General features: G+C 35.2%; 17 protein-coding genes. 9 read left to right on the top strand and 8 right to left on the bottom strand.

What is annotated here, in order from left to right:
- Positions 1-349, bottom strand: a 349-nt coding sequence (locus MJG50_RS10330; RefSeq protein WP_240255447.1) for a helix-turn-helix domain-containing protein, incomplete at its 3' end; no start/stop codon positions are given.
- Positions 350-756: 407 nt separating this feature from the next.
- On the opposite strand from MJG50_RS10330, the gene MJG50_RS10325 reads away from it, so the two are divergent.
- Complete coding sequence (locus MJG50_RS10325) at positions 757-1,206, top strand: YwnF family protein (protein ID WP_240255445.1); 450 nt, start codon at positions 757-759, stop codon at positions 1,204-1,206.
- Between the two features lie 17 nt (positions 1,207-1,223).
- A complete protein-coding gene (locus tag MJG50_RS10320; RefSeq protein ID WP_240255443.1) occupies positions 1,224-1,367 on the top strand; it encodes a hypothetical protein in 144 nt (47 codons plus the stop codon).
- 51 nt (positions 1,368-1,418) lie between these two features.
- Here the strand turns inward: MJG50_RS10320 and MJG50_RS10315 are convergent, their stop codons facing one another.
- Entirely contained in the window at positions 1,419-2,198 is a 780-nt protein-coding gene (locus MJG50_RS10315) for a hypothetical protein (protein ID WP_240255442.1), read from the bottom strand.
- A 150-nt stretch (positions 2,199-2,348) separates the two neighbouring features.
- Complete coding sequence (locus MJG50_RS10310) at positions 2,349-2,783, bottom strand: hypothetical protein (RefSeq protein WP_240255440.1); 435 nt, start codon at positions 2,781-2,783, stop codon at positions 2,349-2,351.
- 270 nt (positions 2,784-3,053) lie between these two features.
- Between MJG50_RS10310 and pepF the strand changes: the two genes are divergently transcribed.
- Positions 3,054-4,841, top strand: coding sequence for an oligoendopeptidase F (pepF, locus tag MJG50_RS10305; RefSeq protein ID WP_240255438.1), 1,788 nt, complete (start codon positions 3,054-3,056; stop codon positions 4,839-4,841).
- A gap of 70 nt (positions 4,842-4,911) precedes the next feature.
- Here the strand turns inward: pepF and fumC are convergent, their stop codons facing one another.
- The gene (gene fumC, locus MJG50_RS10300) at positions 4,912-6,300 is read right to left on the bottom strand and encodes a class II fumarate hydratase (RefSeq protein ID WP_240255436.1); all 1,389 of its coding nucleotides are present in this window, start codon (positions 6,298-6,300) and stop codon (positions 4,912-4,914) included.
- 88 nt (positions 6,301-6,388) lie between these two features.
- Here fumC and MJG50_RS10295 point away from each other — a divergent pair, with 88 nt between their 5' ends.
- Complete coding sequence (locus MJG50_RS10295) at positions 6,389-8,572, top strand: ATP-dependent helicase (RefSeq protein ID WP_240255467.1); 2,184 nt, start codon at positions 6,389-6,391, stop codon at positions 8,570-8,572.
- 695 nt (positions 8,573-9,267) lie between these two features.
- Here the strand turns inward: MJG50_RS10295 and MJG50_RS10290 are convergent.
- Complete coding sequence (locus MJG50_RS10290; protein WP_240255434.1) at positions 9,268-9,606, bottom strand: LapA family protein; 339 nt, start codon at positions 9,604-9,606, stop codon at positions 9,268-9,270.
- Positions 9,607-9,749: 143 nt separating this feature from the next.
- Here MJG50_RS10290 and MJG50_RS10285 point away from each other — a divergent pair, with 143 nt between their 5' ends.
- The 5 genes from MJG50_RS10285 (at position 9,750) to htpG (ending at position 14,690) form a co-directional block, all read left to right on the top strand.
- Positions 9,750-10,037, top strand: a complete 288-nt coding sequence (locus MJG50_RS10285) for a DUF3219 family protein (protein WP_240255465.1) — start codon at positions 9,750-9,752, stop codon at positions 10,035-10,037.
- A gap of 5 nt (positions 10,038-10,042) precedes the next feature.
- Positions 10,043-11,047 carry an LLM class flavin-dependent oxidoreductase gene (locus MJG50_RS10280; protein WP_240255432.1) on the top strand — a complete coding sequence of 335 codons (1,005 nt, stop codon included), beginning with the start codon at positions 10,043-10,045 and terminating at the stop codon, positions 11,045-11,047.
- Between the two features lie 39 nt (positions 11,048-11,086).
- On the top strand, positions 11,087-12,001 hold the full coding sequence (locus MJG50_RS10275; RefSeq protein WP_240255430.1) for a CBASS cGAMP-activated phospholipase: 915 nt from the start codon (positions 11,087-11,089) through the stop codon (positions 11,999-12,001).
- A 30-nt stretch (positions 12,002-12,031) separates the two neighbouring features.
- A complete protein-coding gene (locus MJG50_RS10270; protein ID WP_275695573.1) occupies positions 12,032-12,670 on the top strand; it encodes a peptidylprolyl isomerase in 639 nt (212 codons plus the stop codon).
- A 139-nt stretch (positions 12,671-12,809) separates the two neighbouring features.
- The gene (gene htpG / locus MJG50_RS10265; RefSeq protein WP_240255428.1) at positions 12,810-14,690 is read left to right on the top strand and encodes a molecular chaperone HtpG; all 1,881 of its coding nucleotides are present in this window, start codon (positions 12,810-12,812) and stop codon (positions 14,688-14,690) included.
- Between the two features lie 160 nt (positions 14,691-14,850).
- Here the strand turns inward: htpG and MJG50_RS10260 are convergent, their stop codons facing one another.
- The 3 genes from MJG50_RS10260 to MJG50_RS10250 all read right to left on the bottom strand — a co-directional run bounded on the left by MJG50_RS10260 (position 14,851) and on the right by MJG50_RS10250 (position 17,032).
- Positions 14,851-15,186, bottom strand: coding sequence for a hypothetical protein (locus MJG50_RS10260; protein ID WP_240255426.1), 336 nt, complete (start codon positions 15,184-15,186; stop codon positions 14,851-14,853).
- 162 nt (positions 15,187-15,348) lie between these two features.
- Positions 15,349-15,891: a transcription repressor NadR gene (locus MJG50_RS10255; RefSeq protein ID WP_240255425.1), complete on the bottom strand. Its 543-nt coding sequence runs from the start codon at positions 15,889-15,891 to the stop codon at positions 15,349-15,351.
- Positions 15,892-15,907: 16 nt separating this feature from the next.
- On the bottom strand, positions 15,908-17,032 hold the full coding sequence (locus MJG50_RS10250) for an IscS subfamily cysteine desulfurase (protein ID WP_240255423.1): 1,125 nt from the start codon (positions 17,030-17,032) through the stop codon (positions 15,908-15,910).
- Positions 17,033-17,095 lie beyond the last annotated feature (63 nt).

Genomic DNA, 17,095 nt, shown 5'->3' with positions numbered 1-17,095 from the left:
TTGTTTCTTTTGTTGTGTAGGACTGGACATTGTTCTTTTTAGACTTGAAACGAGGTGCGTTGTTCTGTTTCTTGAAAAATCGTGTATACGAATCAGCTAGATTTTTCAGTGAAGATTGAAGGGCAATGCTATCAACCTCCTTTAACCATACTAATTCCCTTTTTAGTTTTGTTAATTCAGCAGAACAGGAATTATAGGTTAGTCCTTTGCCTGTTTCTTTGTATGTATCGTTCCATTGAGCTAAAAAGCGATTGAATACAAAACGAGCACATCCAATTGTCTTAGCAATTAGTGTTTCTTGTTCTATAGTTGGATAGATACGGAATTTGTATGCCTTATTGATTAGCATTGTTTTCACCTCACCTTAAGTGAACATATGTTCTTATTATACCATACGGAAACGACTTTGGCTACCGCCAACCGACATTCATCTACCCCTTATCGTTAGACTGTGCCCATCACACGATTGAAGAGGGAGTCTTCTGTCGGAAAATAATAAAATATACAAGAATCTATTTACATTACGGAAAGTATATGCTATTATTTAACTATCATTTTTCGGATAATATTGTTGCTCTTAAGGGGAGTAGCTTTTACAGCAAAGTCGTCAATACAGAGCATAGCTCTCGGCTTTGTTGGCAACTATTTTGTTGTTAGCAAGACCTTACCAAACAATAATTGGTATAGGTCCCGGATTTTTTGCCTATACCATTGATGGTATAGGCTTTTTTAAATACATAATAGGAGGATATAAAAATGAACTTTATCAAAATCAATTCAAATATGCCACATTTTATAAATAGGGAAATTGAAAAAATACAAGAAATTGTTGCTCCAATCATGAAAAAGGCAACTACATATATGTTTTGGTCTTTTCCACTCATTGTCATATCTATTTTAAATCTATTTTTCTTAGTTTTTATCGGACCATTAACTAAAGAATCAATGTTTCCGATTCTAATCTACGCCATTGTAGGCGCAATCGGCTTTGCATTATCGAAAGAGACTAAATTTCGAAAAAAAGAGATGATGAATGCTTCTACGGATTACATGATTGAGAGAATTAATAAAAGTGATATTATGCCAGACTCTCGAAAGAAGGAATATGTCAACCTATTAAAAACACAACCAATGACTTCATTTAATAATTTTATTCTGTTCTTAAATGAAGAAAATAATCATTCTAAAAATGGCTTATATTCTTAATAAATGAGGTGCAATTCATGGTGAAAACTAATCCTGATATGGTAAAAAAAGCTAAAGCTTCCCAACCAAAAGAGAAAAAAACGATCCAGCAAATCATTGATAAACTTCAAAGCCTAGGTGTAAATGCAGAATTGTGTAAGAGAGTGAATCTTCAGCCATAAGCTTTCATAAATCTGAACTTAAAAAAGCTAAAAGAACGTAAAATCGCTCTTTTAGCTTTTCTTTATTTTTGATGGATTATTTAGTTTATATGAAACTGCTTCCTCAATAATAAATGCATCGTCCTCAACATCTTTACCTTTTGCTAATTTCTTTTTGATTATTTTCCCGTCAAATTCGAGTGCTTCTCCTGGACTAAGCTCAAACTTTTTTAAGGTCTTTGAATGTGAGCACCAGGCGAGCCCTAGTTCAAGCGGTTGATCTTGTTCGATCACAACATTTTCCAATACAACAACCTCATCATTTTCCTCATTGAAATGATTCCATGTATAGGCAAATTGTTTAACAGTTGCAGTAAAATGAACCTTTTCCTCAGGTAATTCTATTTTTTTAGGTTTTTCTTTTTTCTCAGCAGGCGCCTTTTGTTTAGGTTCTGACTTTTCCACCTTTGGTGTGGGGCTATTTTTTGTATCACTTACTGGAACTGCTATTGTAGTTGTTTCAGTTAGACTTGCTTTCCCAAAGCTCGGTGACTGCATTTCCTTCAAGTAGGAGGGATGGATACAGCTAAGGTTGCCATCTTGAAATTCGATTACAATTGTATTTCCTTCAGCCGTTTTTCCATATACCTCATAGCCTTTGATCGTAACAAGTCGTTGAAATGTCTTTTCCTTAAACCAGAACTCTTTCTTTACCTCTCTTGTTGTAGATAAGCCCCATTCCCGAACCTTTTCTTCATAATGAGCCTCATCCACAAAGGTTTCATAATCTCCTTTTGGGGGATAATAATTCATACTATCGGTATCTTCTATATGCGGTAAATGAATCGCCATGTGACTTAACATCCTTTCTAAAATGTTCCATAGTTCATATCATATATTTCTTTTTCTTAGATTTAAAGGGTTTTGACGCATAAAACTAAAATGTCAAAATAAGTAAACTAGACATTTATACGACAGGCCTAAATTTATTCGTTACAGCTATTATTTTACATTAACATCAAAGACAAAAGTTTCTTTACCTTTATTCCACGTTACCTTAAGTTCATAAATATAATACCCTTCTTTAGATGGCATTGTTATTTTATAATCTTTAGTTTCAACATCGTCAATTGTACCATCTTCATTCAGTTTAGTTATTTTTATGGAAGTAGGATTTTGTTCAATTTCGAAATTTAATATATCTCTTTTTTCCACTTCTAACGTCTCAAAATCATCGGCTAATTCGTTTATACTACGAGAATTCCTATCTGTTATTTTAACATTGTCTTCTTTCCATTCGAAATCACTTGGAATCATTGTATATTGTTCTTCATTCACAATAACTTTACCTTCTGGTTGCCTAATAGTACTGTTTGGAAAAATGTTACATCCATTCAAAAGAGCAACAATTAAAATGGACAAAACTATTTTTTTCATTTCAACACCCCTTTTAGTTTAAGTAACATTTTGTAAAAAAAGAGCAGCGCGAATTGTAATACCGAACCAATAGATATTTGTCCGTATCATACTATATTTACTTTGTCGTAATTTGTAAAAATGTGAAGGTGTAATAATTTGTATAATCTTTTCACATATCATATATTTCTTTTTCTGAGATTTAAAGGGTTTTGATAATGGAAATTCGAATATATTTAGTATAATGTAGAAATAATCATTTTTTTGAAAAAAGTGAAAAGGGGTTATAACATGACTACATATGCTTCAAGAGCAGAAGTACCAGAGCAAGAAAAATGGAATTTAGCAGATTTATATCCAGATATGAGTAAATGGGAAGAAGATTTACATACGATCGACGAAATGGGAGAAAATCTTAAAAAGTTTGATGGCAATATTCAGGATGGTCATTCTTTATTTCAATATTTAAAGCAAAGCGAAGAATTATCATTTGTTTTTAACAAGTTATTTGCATTTGCAATGCTGAAAGTGGATGAAGATACTAGGGTGACTGAATCACAATCCTATTTAGATCGTGCAAGACAATTAAGTGTTAAAGTAAGTGCAGCAAACTCCTTTTTCATGCCGTTCCTATTAAGCTTGGATGAAGAAACATTAAAAGGATACATTGCAACTGAAGAAGGATTACAATATTTCGAACAAGACTTATGGGAGTCATTCCGCTATAAACAGCATGTGTTAAGTAAAGAAAAGGAAGAGGTTTTATCACAATTAGGGGAAGCACTATCTGCACCAAGTAATACATATGGCATGATCAATAATGCTGACATTAAATTTGGTGAAGTAACAAAAAACAATGGTGAAAAGGTCGAATTAACGAGAGGAATGTATGCAAAATTAATAGAGGATGAAGATCGCGAAAAACGAAAGGAAGCATACAAAGCCTATTATCAACCATATGTTCATTTGAAAAATTCAATTGCTTCAACCTTATCAGCTGCGATTAAAAACAACGTAACAATCGCCAAGATTCGAAATTATCCTTCTGCATTAGAAAAGTCCTTATTTGGTGATAATGTACCGAAAGAAGTGTATGAGAATCTAATTGCCGCTACAAAAGAGAATTTGGAATCCATGTACCGCTATAATAAAATTCGTAAAGAAAAGCTGAAACTGGATGAGCTGCGTCAATATGATTTAAGTGTACCGTTGGTCAGTGGCGTCAAACAGGTCATTTCGTATGATGAAGCCTTTGAAACAATGTGTAACGCATTAGCACCACTCGGTGAGGAATATATAAGCACGTTGAAACAATTTAAAGAAGATCGTTATTTTGATGTGAGGGAGACGCCAGGGAAGAGGTCTGGTGCATATAATCTTGGCGTGTATGGGGTACATCCATTTATTCTTTTGAATCATCAGGATGATCTAGATAGTTTATTCACATTAGTGCATGAATGTGGCCATGGTGTTCACAGTAAGCTAAGCTCCCAGCATCAACCGCAAATCACTGCTCGTTATAGTATTTTTGTTGCAGAGGTTGCATCAACTGTTAACGAAGTCTTACTAATGAACTATTTATTAGATACTGAAAAGGATCCAGATCTTCGTAAGCATTTAATCAATCATTTTATCGATAAATTTAAAGGAACATTTTTTACACAGGTAATGTTTGCAGAGTTTGAAAAGAAAACTCATGAACTAGCAGAACAAGGAAAGCCATTAAATGTTGATGTATTTAGTCAAGTGTATGAGGAATTATTCCGCGAATATAATGGTGACGAACTCGTATTCGATGATGAGGTAAAATATGGCTGGTCTCGAATTCCACATTTCTATCGTCCATTCTATGTGTACAAATATGCAACAGGCTTTGTATCTGCCATTCATTTAGCAACAAAGATTCTAGAGGGAGACAAGGAAACACTTGAGAATTATTTAGAATTCTTGAAGAGTGGCAGTTCTGATTACCCGCTGGAATTATTAAAGAGAACGGGTGTAGACCTAACAACACCATATCCAATTGAAAATTCAATGAAGAAATTCGGTGAATTGGTCGAGGAATTTTCGAAATTATAAAGAAAGTAGGGAATCATATCCGAAATGTGATTCCCTACTTATTCTAATATCTCTATACAATTTCTTCTTTTTATTCCTTCGGTGCAATCATCTCTTCAGGCTTCACATATTCATCAAATTCCTGTTCAGTTAATATCCCTAATTGAAGGGCAGCTTCTCTTAAGGCCAGACCATTCTTATGAGCATGTTTCGCAATCGAAGCTGCCTTTTCATAGCCGATATGAGGGTTAAGTGCTGTTACAAGCATAAGGGATTCATGCAAATATTTATCAATAACTGGTCTATTTGCTTCAATTCCTATCGCACAATTTTTATTAAATGAATGGATTGAATCAGCAAGTAATCTAACTGATTGCAGGAAATTATAAATAATCACTGGCTTAAACACATTTAACTCGAAATTCCCCTGACTTGCCGCGAACCCAATCGCTGCATCATTGCCCATAACCTGTACAGACACCATCGTAAGTGCTTCCGACTGAGTGGGATTCACCTTACCCGGCATAATCGAACTTCCAGGCTCATTTTCTGGAATCGTGATCTCTCCTAGCCCACATCTTGGTCCACTAGCCAGCCACCTAACATCATTTGCAATTTTCATCAAATCTGCTGCCAAGCCTTTCAATGCACCGTGTGCAAAGACAATTTCATCGTGACTTGTTAAAGCATGGAATTTATTGATCGATGAATGATAGGGGAGCTTCGTGTAATTCGAAATTTCCTCTGAAACAAGCTCACTAAATTTTGGATGGGCATTAATTCCGGTTCCGACAGCAGTACCACCGATCGCAAGTGCCTGCATTTTTTCAGCACCTAGAACGATCATTTCTTTTGACCGCTTTAACATATGAACCCAGCCACTCACTTCTTGAGCAAGTGTAAGAGGGGTCGCATCTTGAAGATGGGTTCTGCCGATTTTTACGATAGATGCAAATTCCTTTTCTTTTCCTTCTAGGGTTGTTTGTAGTTCTTCAATGGCCGGAACAAGTGACTCGGTAATCGCTTTTACACCCGCTATATGCATCGCTGTTGGAAATGTGTCATTAGAGCTTTGACTTTTATTAACATCATCATTCGGATGAATCCTTTCGTCCGATCCATTTTCTTGAAGCCATTCATTCCCACGTCTAGCAACAACTTCATTAACATTCATATTGCTTTGTGTCCCACTACCAGTCTGCCAAACAACAAGGGGAAAGTGGTCATTTAGCCTTCTTTGGATAATTTCTTCACATGCGAATGTGATTGCTCTTGCTTTCGTAGAGCTTAATTTACCAAGCTTTTCATTTACAATGGCACAACTTCTTTTTAATATTGCAAATGCTTCAATCAACTCAGTTGGCATTTTTTCTGTGCCAATTTCAAAATTCTCCTTACTGCGCTGGGTTTGCGCACCCCAATATTTATCAGCGGGTACTTTAATTTCACCCATCGTATCTTTTTCAATTCTAAATTCCATTTCACTCACCTCTATATGTATTTTTACTAGAAAATTGATCAATTATGATACTATAGTTTTATCTAACTTAGAATAGGGGTGCGCAAGTATTAATACCGAAGATAACTTTTTCACTAAAAAGAAGCAACAGTTTGGAATTTCATTAAATGATGTTCAAAAACAAGCAGTTCTTCATACAGACGGCCCCTTATTGCTTTTAGCATCACCTGGTTCAGGAAAAACTACAACAACCATTATGAGAATTGGTTATTTAATTGAGGAAAAAGGCATTCAACCATCTCGAATTAAGGCAGTTACATTTAGTCGCGCATCTGCTTCAGATATGAAGGAGCGCTTCAACCGCTTTTTCCCGGATCATGATTCAAGTTCAGTTGATTTTTCAACAATTCATAGTCTAGCATTTGAAGTTGTACGCGAGTATTTATATAAAAGAAGGGTCACATATCAATTGATAGAGGGAAATATCGACACTGTTCAGAAAAAAATGATTTTACGTGATTTATTCAAAAGATATGTTGCAGAAAGTATCACCGAGGATCAATTAGAAGAATTAACAACCTATATAAGCTATATTAAAAATAGAATGATCCCTAGGGCAAAATGGTCAAAAGTCAAATGTGATGTTCCAGAAGTGCAACGTATTTTCGAAGAATATGAGAGAATTAAGAATGCTGATCCAAATAAGCTGTTACTTGATTTTGATGATATGCTCACACTAGCAAATGATGCATTTGAAAATGATGAACGATTATTAATAAAATTCCAAAATCGCTATGATTATATGTTAACAGATGAAAGTCAAGATACTTCACTCGTCCAGCATGCAATTGTTGAAAAACTTGTTCAACATCATATGAATCTCTATGTAGTCGCAGACGACGATCAGTCGATCTATTCATGGAGAGGAGCAGACCCAGGGTATTTAATGAAATTCAAACAAGTTTATCCAAATGCAATCATATTGAAGATGGAGCAAAACTATAGGTCTTCTAAGGATATCGTGAATGTTGCTAACCAGTTCATTAAGCGTAATAAGGAACGTTATGATAAAAATATGTTTACTGAAAATCCGCATAATAAACCAATCGTGATGAAAGCTTTTGATGATTACCGTTATCAATCAAAATATATTGTCGAAAAAATAGTAGTGAAAGATTCACTACGTGACGTAGCGGTTTTATTTAGAAATAACTCATCCTCAATCATGCTAATCAATGAATTTGATCGAGCGGGAATCCCTTTTTATATGAAGGATTCAGACAACCGCTTTTTCTCACATTGGATTGTGAAGGATATTTTAAACTTTATGAGGATGACTTTTAATGATAGACGATTAGATATATTTGAACAGATTCGAACGAAATGTAATATTTACATCTCGAGAGAACAAATGTTCGAGTTGCGCAAAATGAGTAATAATCAGTCTATCTTTGATAATCTCCTTAATCGAAAAGACTTGAAAGACTATCAAGTTGAACAAATACTCGAATACAAACAAACGTTCTTTCAGATGAAAGGAAATGCGCCTCTTCTTGCGATAAAAAAGATTCGTAATCAATTAGGCTATGATGAAACATTAAAAAAATTATCTAAAAGATTTGGCTTTAAAATTGACTATCTGCTTGGCATTCTCGAAACATTAGAGGAAATTGCCGATACACTTGATTCGATGGAAGAGTTCGCGAGTAGATTAAAGCATCTTGAAGCAGTTATGAATGCATCAAAATTTAATAAAAATAAAGATGCAATCACCTTATCAACCTTTCATAGTTCAAAAGGGTTAGAATTTAACACAGTTTACATGATTGATTTAATAGAAGGAGTCATCCCTGGCAATGATGAAATCAAACAAAATAGGGAAGAAGACTTCAAATTAATGGAAGAGGCTGTTCGACTATTTTATGTCGGTATGACTCGAGCCGAACAAGAGCTCGAGCTTCTTTCCTATAAAAAGCAATATGGCAAAGATGTGCGCCGTTCTCAATTTGTAACGAATGTTAAAAATATCATCTCACCACCTGTATTGGTTCAAAAGGCGGAAGCAAAAGGAAAAGAGAAAAGGGTGAAGCCGATCATCCCATATAACCCAAACGCAATTAAAAGTTTGGAAGAATTGCATGGAGCAGGCACAATCAAGCATCGTGTATTTGGACATGGACAAATCATTGAAATGAATGAGGAAACTATAAAAATTCAATTTCAAAAGGAACAAAAACAGCTCTCTCTCAGTACTTGTTTGGAAATGGGATTACTTGAGGTGGTTGGGGAATGATCAGTTTCTCCATTTTTTGATTGCCGACGAAAAGTGACCGCTAGACTGAATTTTTCATTTTCAAGGTCACCATACAAGTGCTATGGTGACCGGTCAAGTGTCTTTTTACCTTCATGGTCACTATACAAGCGTTATGGTGACCGCTAATGTGTCTTTTTCACCTTCATGGTCACCATATAAGAGGTATGGTGACTGCTCTAGTGAATTTTTCACCTTCACGGGCACTATACAAGAGCTATGGAGACCGCTAATGTGTCTTTTTCACCTTCATGGTCACTATACAAGAGCTATGGTGACCGCTCAAGTGATTTTTACTCTTTCATGGGCACCATACAAGTGCTATGGTGACCGCTCAAGTGTCTATTTCATCTTCATGGTCACCATACAAGCGCTATGGTGACCGCTAAAGTGATTTTTACTCTTTCATGGTCACCATACAAGTGCTATGGTGACCGCTCATGTGTCTTTTTCACCTTCTTGGGCACCATACAAGAGGTATGGTGACCGCTAAAGTGAATTTATCAAGCTCAAGGTCACCATACTAGAAATATCGTGACCGTCAATATTTATTTTCATATCAAAGGTAACGATATTTACTCTTCTATTTCAGCGAACACCATTATACTACCCACGGTTACGGTAAGAACTATTACCTTACAGAAAACGTTTCAAATTACTTAATACAGTAACAGGGTCTACTTCAAAACACCATCATCACTAGCTTCACTATTACCATCATCCAATCTCGCCACAACGTTGGACGTAGCTTCTTCAACCCCACCCTTAGATCTCACTAACTCTAATTCCTTCTCAAGCTTCCGCACTTTCCGTTGAAGCGTATATTGACGCAAAATGCCGAACATCCCCACAACAAGACCACCTAGCAAAGCTGAACCAAAAATCACCAGTATTAAAGGGATATTTGAAGTTCCGAATAAATAATTTACGCTGACCGACTCCACATTAAATACCGCAAAGATTGCTACAATTAATGCAAATATAAGTCCTAGAATCAAACTCCATTGAGCTCTCATTTTTACAACCCCTATACAAAAATTAATGAATGAGATTAATTATACACTACCCATGTTCGAATTTCTAAAACAGCTATAAACAACAACTTATACTATAATATAAGAACAAAAATATATGGAGATGGGAGTAAATAGAAATGCAAATGATAACAGAAGTACTGTTAAATAACAAACCACTAAAAATAACAAAGTATGAAGAAGAAAGAGTAAATGGATTAAACAAAATTTCAGTTGAATTCCATGTAACAAGTGAGGAATACCATGACATCACAACACTGCTTTACGAAGGAAAATTTGATATAAAAATTCCAAATAAGAGCTTAGCATTTAAAGGTAAAATACAAGAATACTCAACTTCAATTACTAATCTATATGAAAAAGGACAAGTAGGGTTGTTCAAATTAAGCTTGATTGAGATTAAGGAGGGTTAACTCTCATGAAATTAAGTATTTTAGACCAAGCACCAATATCGAACAATCAAACTGCACAAGAGGCTTTATTTGAATCTGTGAAGCTTGCCCAAGTGGGGGAGGAGCTTGGTTACACACGCTATTGGATTGCTGAGCACCATGACTTGCCTGGACTTGCTTGTTCTGCTCCAGAGGTAATGTTAGGGTATATTGGGTCAAAGACGAATCAAATTCGAATTGGTTGTGGAGCTGTTTTACTGCCGCATTACAAACCATACAAGGTTGCAGAGCTCTATAATATGCTCGCTACCTTATTTCCTAATCGTATTGACATCGGAATAGGGAGGGCACCAGGTGGATCTGCTGAAGCAACAAATGCATTATCTAATAACTTCCTTCAACACGTTTGGGATATGCCAAATTCGGTAAAAGATTTACTTCATTTTATACATAAGGATTTCCCAGAGGGCCATGAATTTCAACATCTTACCGCAGCTCCATATCCAGATAATCATCCGGCACCTTGGCTTCTTGGAACAAGTAAAAAAAGTGCGTTACTTGCGGCAGAGAATGGGATGGCATATGTATTTGGTCAATTTATGAGTGAAAACAATGGAGAGGAAATTATTCAGCAATATCTAAAATCGTTCAAGCCTAGAAAAGAAGGCGATAAACCTCGAGTGATTATCACAATTACCGCCTTTTGTGCAGAGACCATCGAAGAAGCCGAAGAGATTGCTTTGAGTTCACTAATCTGGAACATTCAAAGAGGTAAAGGAGAAGTTACAAAGGGTGTTCCGTCCATTTCCGAAGCCAAGCAATATCAACTTACTGAAAAAGAGTATGATACTCTTGAAAAAATGAAACATAAGATCATCATCGGTAATCCAGAAACTGTAAAAATAAAGCTTCATGACTTACAAACTCAATATCATGCAGACGAAATCATGATTGTTACAATCACACATTCACCCAAAGATCGAATTAAATCATATGAACTGATTGCAGATGCAGTACTTCGACAGATATAGGGTAATACTATAGGAAAACACAATCATAGGGTGAAGTTAATGAAGATGTTATGCATCGATGGTGGTGGGATTCGCGGAATATTTGCTATTGAAATTCTACATGCAATCGAGAGAGAATACGGACAACCTGTCAGTGAATTATTTGATGTTATTGCTGGTACGAGTACTGGGGCTATCATAGCTGCATCCGTATCCTTGCAAATAAAAATGAGCGATGTCCTGGAAAGGTATAAAGTCTTTTCAGAAAAGATTTTCAAACGACAGGCAACAGTTGGATTATTTAAAAGTGTGTACAGTGACAAATATTTACGTAGATTTATCCAAAAAGCATTTGGTGATTTACTTCTATCAGAAATTAAAAAGCCACTCCTAATTCCAGCAGTTGATATTACCCATGGAAAGCCCTTCATTCATCGATCACTTGATGAAAATTCAACACCAATCAAGCTTTGGGATGCTGTTCTTTCCTCTTGTTCAGCACCGGTTTATTTTCCACCCAATAATATAAATAATAATTATTTAGCGATAGATGGGGGGCTGTGGGCGAATAATCCTTCCTTAGTTTGTGTGACTGAAGCACTTTCTCATTTTAAAAAAGAGGTACATGAGATTCAAATTTTATCGATTGGAACTGGTCAACAAAATATCGATTTTATGATTGAAAAAGAAAAAGAGTGGGGGGCAGAAAAATGGTTGCCCTTCCGCTTTCCATCTTTAAAAATGAAACCCAAACTACTAGATTTAGCAATTGATTTATTTTCAGAATCTGTCACCTATCACTGTCAACACCTGCTTGGGGATCATTACGTAAGGATTAATGGGAAATTAGGCGAACACGTACCATTTGATGATATTCATTCAATCAATAAATTGAGTCTACTAGGGAAAAAAATATATGACGAACAAAAAGAAATGATTGATCGTTTCATAAAGAATGAACATGAAATGACATGATATAATAAGTATACATAGAGGAGTTCTAACATGAAGACAAGATTAATTTTTATTTTTATCATCTTACTTATCATTGCAGGCTGTGGAACTAAGACTGAAAATGGACAAGCAGGGGATCAACCTACTATCGACGAGTATCCATTAGATGTTAAAGAAAAGCCAATTGTAACAATTACGATGGAAAATGATCAAACAATTGTGCTTGAGTTATATCCAGCGATTGCTCCAAACACCGTGGCAAACTTCATCTCGTTAATCGAACAAGGCTATTATGATGGCCTGATTTTTCACCGTGTCATTCCTGGATTTATGATTCAAGGCGGAGATCCGATGGGAACTGGAATGGGTGGACCTGGTTATGCAATTAAAGGTGAATTTACTTCCAATGGATTTGAAAATCCTTTAAAACATGAACGTGGAGTTATTTCGATGGCTAGATCCCAGGACCCTAATTCAGCTGGTTCACAATTTTTTATTATGGTAGCGAGTGAATCACAGCTTGATGGAGATTATGCGGCATTTGGACGAGTGACGAAGGGATTAGAGGTCGTCGATGAAATTGTTGCAGTCGAACGTGACAAAAACGATAAACCATTAAAGGACCAAAAAATGAAAACCGTTAAGGTCGATACAAAGAGCTATGACTTCCCAGATCCAGAAAAACAGTAATTTTAAAACGGCTTTTATAGCCGTTTTTTATTGCATTTGTATTGACAATGCTTGTCTTTTTATGGTATTTAAATAGTGTTGATTAGCACTCATTCATTCAGAGTGCTAACATTTCATTTGTTTGGAAGGAGAGGTATAAATGGCAAAAAAAGAATTTAAAGCAGAATCAAAAAGACTATTAGAAATGATGATTAACTCCATCTACTCGCAAAAAGAAGTATTTTTAAGAGAATTACTTTCTAATTCAAGTGATGCAATAGATAAAATCTATTACAAAGCACTTACTGATGATTCTTTAACGTTTGAAAAAGATAGCTACTACATAAAAGTGGCTGCAGATAAAGACAATCGAACATTAACCATTACAGATACTGGGATTGGTATGACGAGAGAGGAGCTTGAAAGCAATCTTGGTACAATCGCAAAAAGTGGTTCTTTAGCGTTCAAAACAGAAAACGAAGCGAAAGATGGTCACGATATAATCGGTCAATTCGGGGTAGGTTTCTATGCGGCATTTATGGTCGCTGATGTTGTAACAGTAATAAGTAAATCATTAGGAAGTGATGAAGCTTACAAGTGGGAATCCACTGGTGCTGATGGATATACGATTGAATTAGCTGAAAAAGACTCTGTAGGTACTGAAATTATTTTAAAAATGAAAGAGAATACAGAAGATGAATCATATGATGAGTATTTAGAAGAATACCGCTTAAAAGCAATTATTAAGAAATACTCTGACTTCATCCGCTATCCAATTAAAATGGATGTAACTAGTAAACGACCAAAAGAAGATGACGATAAGGAACTAGAGGACTATGTGGAAGAGCAGGTTATCAATAGCATGGTTCCGATTTGGCGAAAAAACAAGAATGAGCTAACAGATGAAGATTACGAAGCATTTTATAATGAAAAGCATTACGGTTTCGATAAGCCGCTTAAGCATATTCATATCAGTGTTGATGGTTCAATCAGATATAATGCGATTCTATATATTCCTGAAAAAATCCCGTTTGATTATTACTCAAAAGAATTCGAAAAAGGACTTGAGCTCTATTCAAATGGAGTTCTCATCATGAATAAATGTGCTGACCTACTTCCTGATTATTTCAGCTTTGTAAAAGGGATGGTCGATTCTGAGGACTTATCACTAAATATTTCAAGAGAAATGCTACAACAGGATCGTCAATTAAAGCTAATTGCGAAAAATATAAATAAAAAGATCAAAAGTGAATTACAAAGCCTGTTGAAAAATGAACGTGAGAAATATGAAGAGTTTTATAAATCATTTGGCAGACAACTGAAATTCGGGGTTTATAGTGATTACGGTATGAATAAAGAGGTACTCCAGGACCTACTAATGTTCTATTCTTCTAAAGAGAAGAAGATGGTCACTCTTGATGAGTATGTAGAGAGAATGCCAGAGGATCAAAAATACATTTACTATGCTTCTGGTGATTCAAATGAAAGAATTGAAAAATTACCACAAACTGAGCTTGTAGCTGATAAAGGGTTTGAAATTCTTTACTTCACAGAAGATATTGATGAATTTGCGATTAAAATGATCATGACGTATAAAGAAAAAGAATTTAAATCAGTTTCTAGTAGTGACTTAGGTATTGAAACGGAAGAGGAGAAGAACGAAACAACCTCTGAACAAACTGAAAACAAAGAGCTTTTTGATTATATGAAGGAAGCTTTAGTAGGTAAGGTTTCTGATGTCAGAGTATCAAAACGCTTGAAATCACATCCAGTATGCTTGTCTACGGATGGTGAAATTACAATTGAAATGGAAAAAGTATTGAGTGCAATGCCAGACAATCAAAATGTAAAAGCGGATAAAGTACTTGAGATCAATGTGAATCATGATGTTTTCCAATCATTAAAAAATGCGTTTGAAACAGATAAAGAAAAGGTAGGTTTATACACACAATTATTGTATAACCAAGCCCTGTTAATCGAAGGATTACCAATTCAAGATCCAGTAGAATTCACGAACGATATTTGTAAAATCATGATTTAACTAATATAGAGTTGGGAAACCTTTTTGAAGGTTTCCCCTTTATAAAAAATCATTTAGCTCTTTTTATTAGAATCTCATATCCATAAATAATTAAAGAGTAACTAATGAATGAAAAAAATATGTGTTTTGGTTTAAAGTTAACTAATTTAAATAGTTTTAGCTATTGAAATAGATAACTTAGTGGGAAAGAGAAAAATAAATCCATAAGTAAATTAACCCCAAGATATCGTTTTAGATTTCCAAATGTTAAATGGAAAATCCACAATGTTCCTACAAGAAAAGGTCCAAAAACAAAACTTCCATCATTAAAAACTTTATGTTTCCATCCCCCTTTAACAACCCACCACTTATAAGGGACAGCTAACAAACACATTCCTGTAACAAGCAATGAAGTAAAAAGTGAGACGGGCAAATATTGTCTGAATGCCTTTTTAGGGAGAAATACAATAGAAATCCAAGGAAATAATAGCAGAATTAATCTGATAATGTTAGGCACGTATATGATCACTCCTTATAACGACTTTTTTATTTTAATTTCTCCCATAAATTAAAATAAATGCTAAGAAGTCAACCGTAATTTAGTGCAAACCTTGATAATCCTCTATAATGTGACTTACCTAACATACACCAAAAGCCCACATAAGATCGTGGGCTTTTTTTATTTTTCCTTTAATAAAAAATTGGCTGCATCTAATGCTTCACACGCTGCGTCTAATTTCTCAATGGTGTCAGCTTCGATTGTATGTAAATGGACACCTTCTGTTAATTGAGATAAATAGGAGGCTTTTGTCGTACTGATTTGTTCGATAAAGCGATTAACTTCGAGACGGCTGCTAATCATTAACGAAGCAGATATTTCACCATATACAGGGTGCTCGACAATTACATCTTTCACTAAAACTCCATTATCAACAAGGATTTGAAGTTCTCTCATTGCATCCTCTGGTCGATGTATACAAGGGATCATTCTCGTAAACAATTCATTCTTTGCTTGATTTTGCAAATAAATATATCCTTGGCTTGTCGCAACGATCGGTTCATTTCTTGCTTTTAGTAAGGAAATATCCTGTACGATTACTTGCCGACTCACATTAGCTTTTTTGGAAAGCTCTTCACCAATAATTGGTGTAGGACTTTCTTTTAACCATTTGATAATAGATTCCCGACGTTTTTCTCCTAATAATTTTTTATCCTCTTCCAAAATTGAGATTCACTCCTTACTTTTTTACGATCGAATGGAGGACATCAACTACCTTTTCAATTTCACTTTCTACGGTTTGATCTCCAAAGGAAATTCGAATCAGCTGTTTTGCTTCATCCGTTGATTTTCCAATTGCCATCATTGTCTTTGAAGGCTTTTGTTGACCGACCTGACAAGCACTTCCAGTAGAAATTGCGATACCATAACGATTACATTCTAGCATGACATACTGACCTTGGATACCAGGTATCGATAATCCAACGATATGTGGAAGTTGTTCATCACCATGACCTTCAACCATAATTCCAAGATTTAAATCCTGAATAAGCGTGATCATTCGATTCCTTAGTGCTCTATATTTCTTAATATTTTCCTGCATTTCACTATAAATGATTTGCGCAGCTGTTGTAAATGCTGCGATACCAGGAACATTAACTGTACCAGGACGAAAGCCATTTTCATGTGTTGTATCTGGTAGCTGTGCTTTCCATAAGAGGGTAGGATTTATATAACAGGCACCGACACCTTTTGGACCATATATTTTATGACTAGAAATTGACAAACTATCAATATGATATTTCTTTATATTAATTGGTACCTTCCCAAAGGTTTGGACACAATCACAGTGAAAAATAATCCCATTCTCATTAAGTATCCTACCAATTTCTTCAACCGGCTGAATGGTTCCAATTTCCGAGTTCGAATGTTGGATGGAAGCAAGGATAGTTCTCTGATTAATCGCTTTTTTTAATTCATCTAAGCGAATATGTCCATATTCGTCCACCGATAAATAAGTAACTGAAAATCCTTCTGATTCTAATTGTTTGAATAGGTGGAAGACAGACGAATGTTCAGTTGCTGTTGTAATGAGGTGATGACCTTTATCTTTATAAGCATCCACAAGAGAACGGATTGCTAAAATATTTGATTCAGAGCCTCCACTTGTAAAATATATTCCATCAGACTCACCATTCATTTTATCAGCTAACTCTTTACGGCACAATTCTAATAGTTTCATAGCTTCAGAACCAATATCATGTAAGCTGCTCGGATTTCCAAAATAGTTCATAGAGACTTCATTAAAAACGTGTAAAACCTCTCTTTTTATCGGAGTAGTTGCAGCATAATCTAAATAAATCATTTATTTAACATCCCCTCAGAAATATAAAAATAATTAAAAATATCTTGTCATCAGTTTACATTT

It is taken from the genome of Fredinandcohnia quinoae (assembly GCF_022427965.1).
GTDB classification, from domain to species: domain Bacteria; phylum Bacillota; class Bacilli; order Bacillales; family Bacillaceae_L; genus Ferdinandcohnia; species Ferdinandcohnia quinoae.
The sequence above is the reverse complement of the archived record's forward strand: the minus strand, read 5'-3'. Positions and strand labels throughout refer to the sequence as shown.

What these genes read in the sequence shown, in the direction of transcription:
- MJG50_RS10325 (WP_240255445.1), top strand. Translation starts at nt 757, where the DNA reads ATGAACTTTATCAAAATCAATTCAAATATGCCACATTTTATAAATAGG.
- MJG50_RS10320 (WP_240255443.1), top strand. Translation starts at nt 1,224, where the DNA reads ATGGTGAAAACTAATCCTGATATGGTAAAAAAAGCTAAAGCTTCCCAA.
- MJG50_RS10315 (WP_240255442.1), bottom strand. Translation starts at nt 2,198, where the DNA reads ATGGCGATTCATTTACCGCATATAGAAGATACCGATAGTATGAATTAT.
- MJG50_RS10310 (WP_240255440.1), bottom strand. Translation starts at nt 2,783, where the DNA reads ATGAAAAAAATAGTTTTGTCCATTTTAATTGTTGCTCTTTTGAATGGA.
- pepF (WP_240255438.1), top strand. Translation starts at nt 3,054, where the DNA reads ATGACTACATATGCTTCAAGAGCAGAAGTACCAGAGCAAGAAAAATGG.
- fumC (WP_240255436.1), bottom strand. Translation starts at nt 6,300, where the DNA reads ATGGAATTTAGAATTGAAAAAGATACGATGGGTGAAATTAAAGTACCC.
- MJG50_RS10290 (WP_240255434.1), bottom strand. Translation starts at nt 9,606, where the DNA reads ATGAGAGCTCAATGGAGTTTGATTCTAGGACTTATATTTGCATTAATT.
- MJG50_RS10285 (WP_240255465.1), top strand. Translation starts at nt 9,750, where the DNA reads ATGATAACAGAAGTACTGTTAAATAACAAACCACTAAAAATAACAAAG.
- MJG50_RS10280 (WP_240255432.1), top strand. Translation starts at nt 10,043, where the DNA reads ATGAAATTAAGTATTTTAGACCAAGCACCAATATCGAACAATCAAACT.
- MJG50_RS10275 (WP_240255430.1), top strand. Translation starts at nt 11,087, where the DNA reads ATGAAGATGTTATGCATCGATGGTGGTGGGATTCGCGGAATATTTGCT.
- MJG50_RS10270 (WP_275695573.1), top strand. Translation starts at nt 12,032, where the DNA reads ATGAAGACAAGATTAATTTTTATTTTTATCATCTTACTTATCATTGCA.
- htpG (WP_240255428.1), top strand. Translation starts at nt 12,810, where the DNA reads ATGGCAAAAAAAGAATTTAAAGCAGAATCAAAAAGACTATTAGAAATG.
- MJG50_RS10250 (WP_240255423.1), bottom strand. Translation starts at nt 17,032, where the DNA reads ATGATTTATTTAGATTATGCTGCAACTACTCCGATAAAAAGAGAGGTT.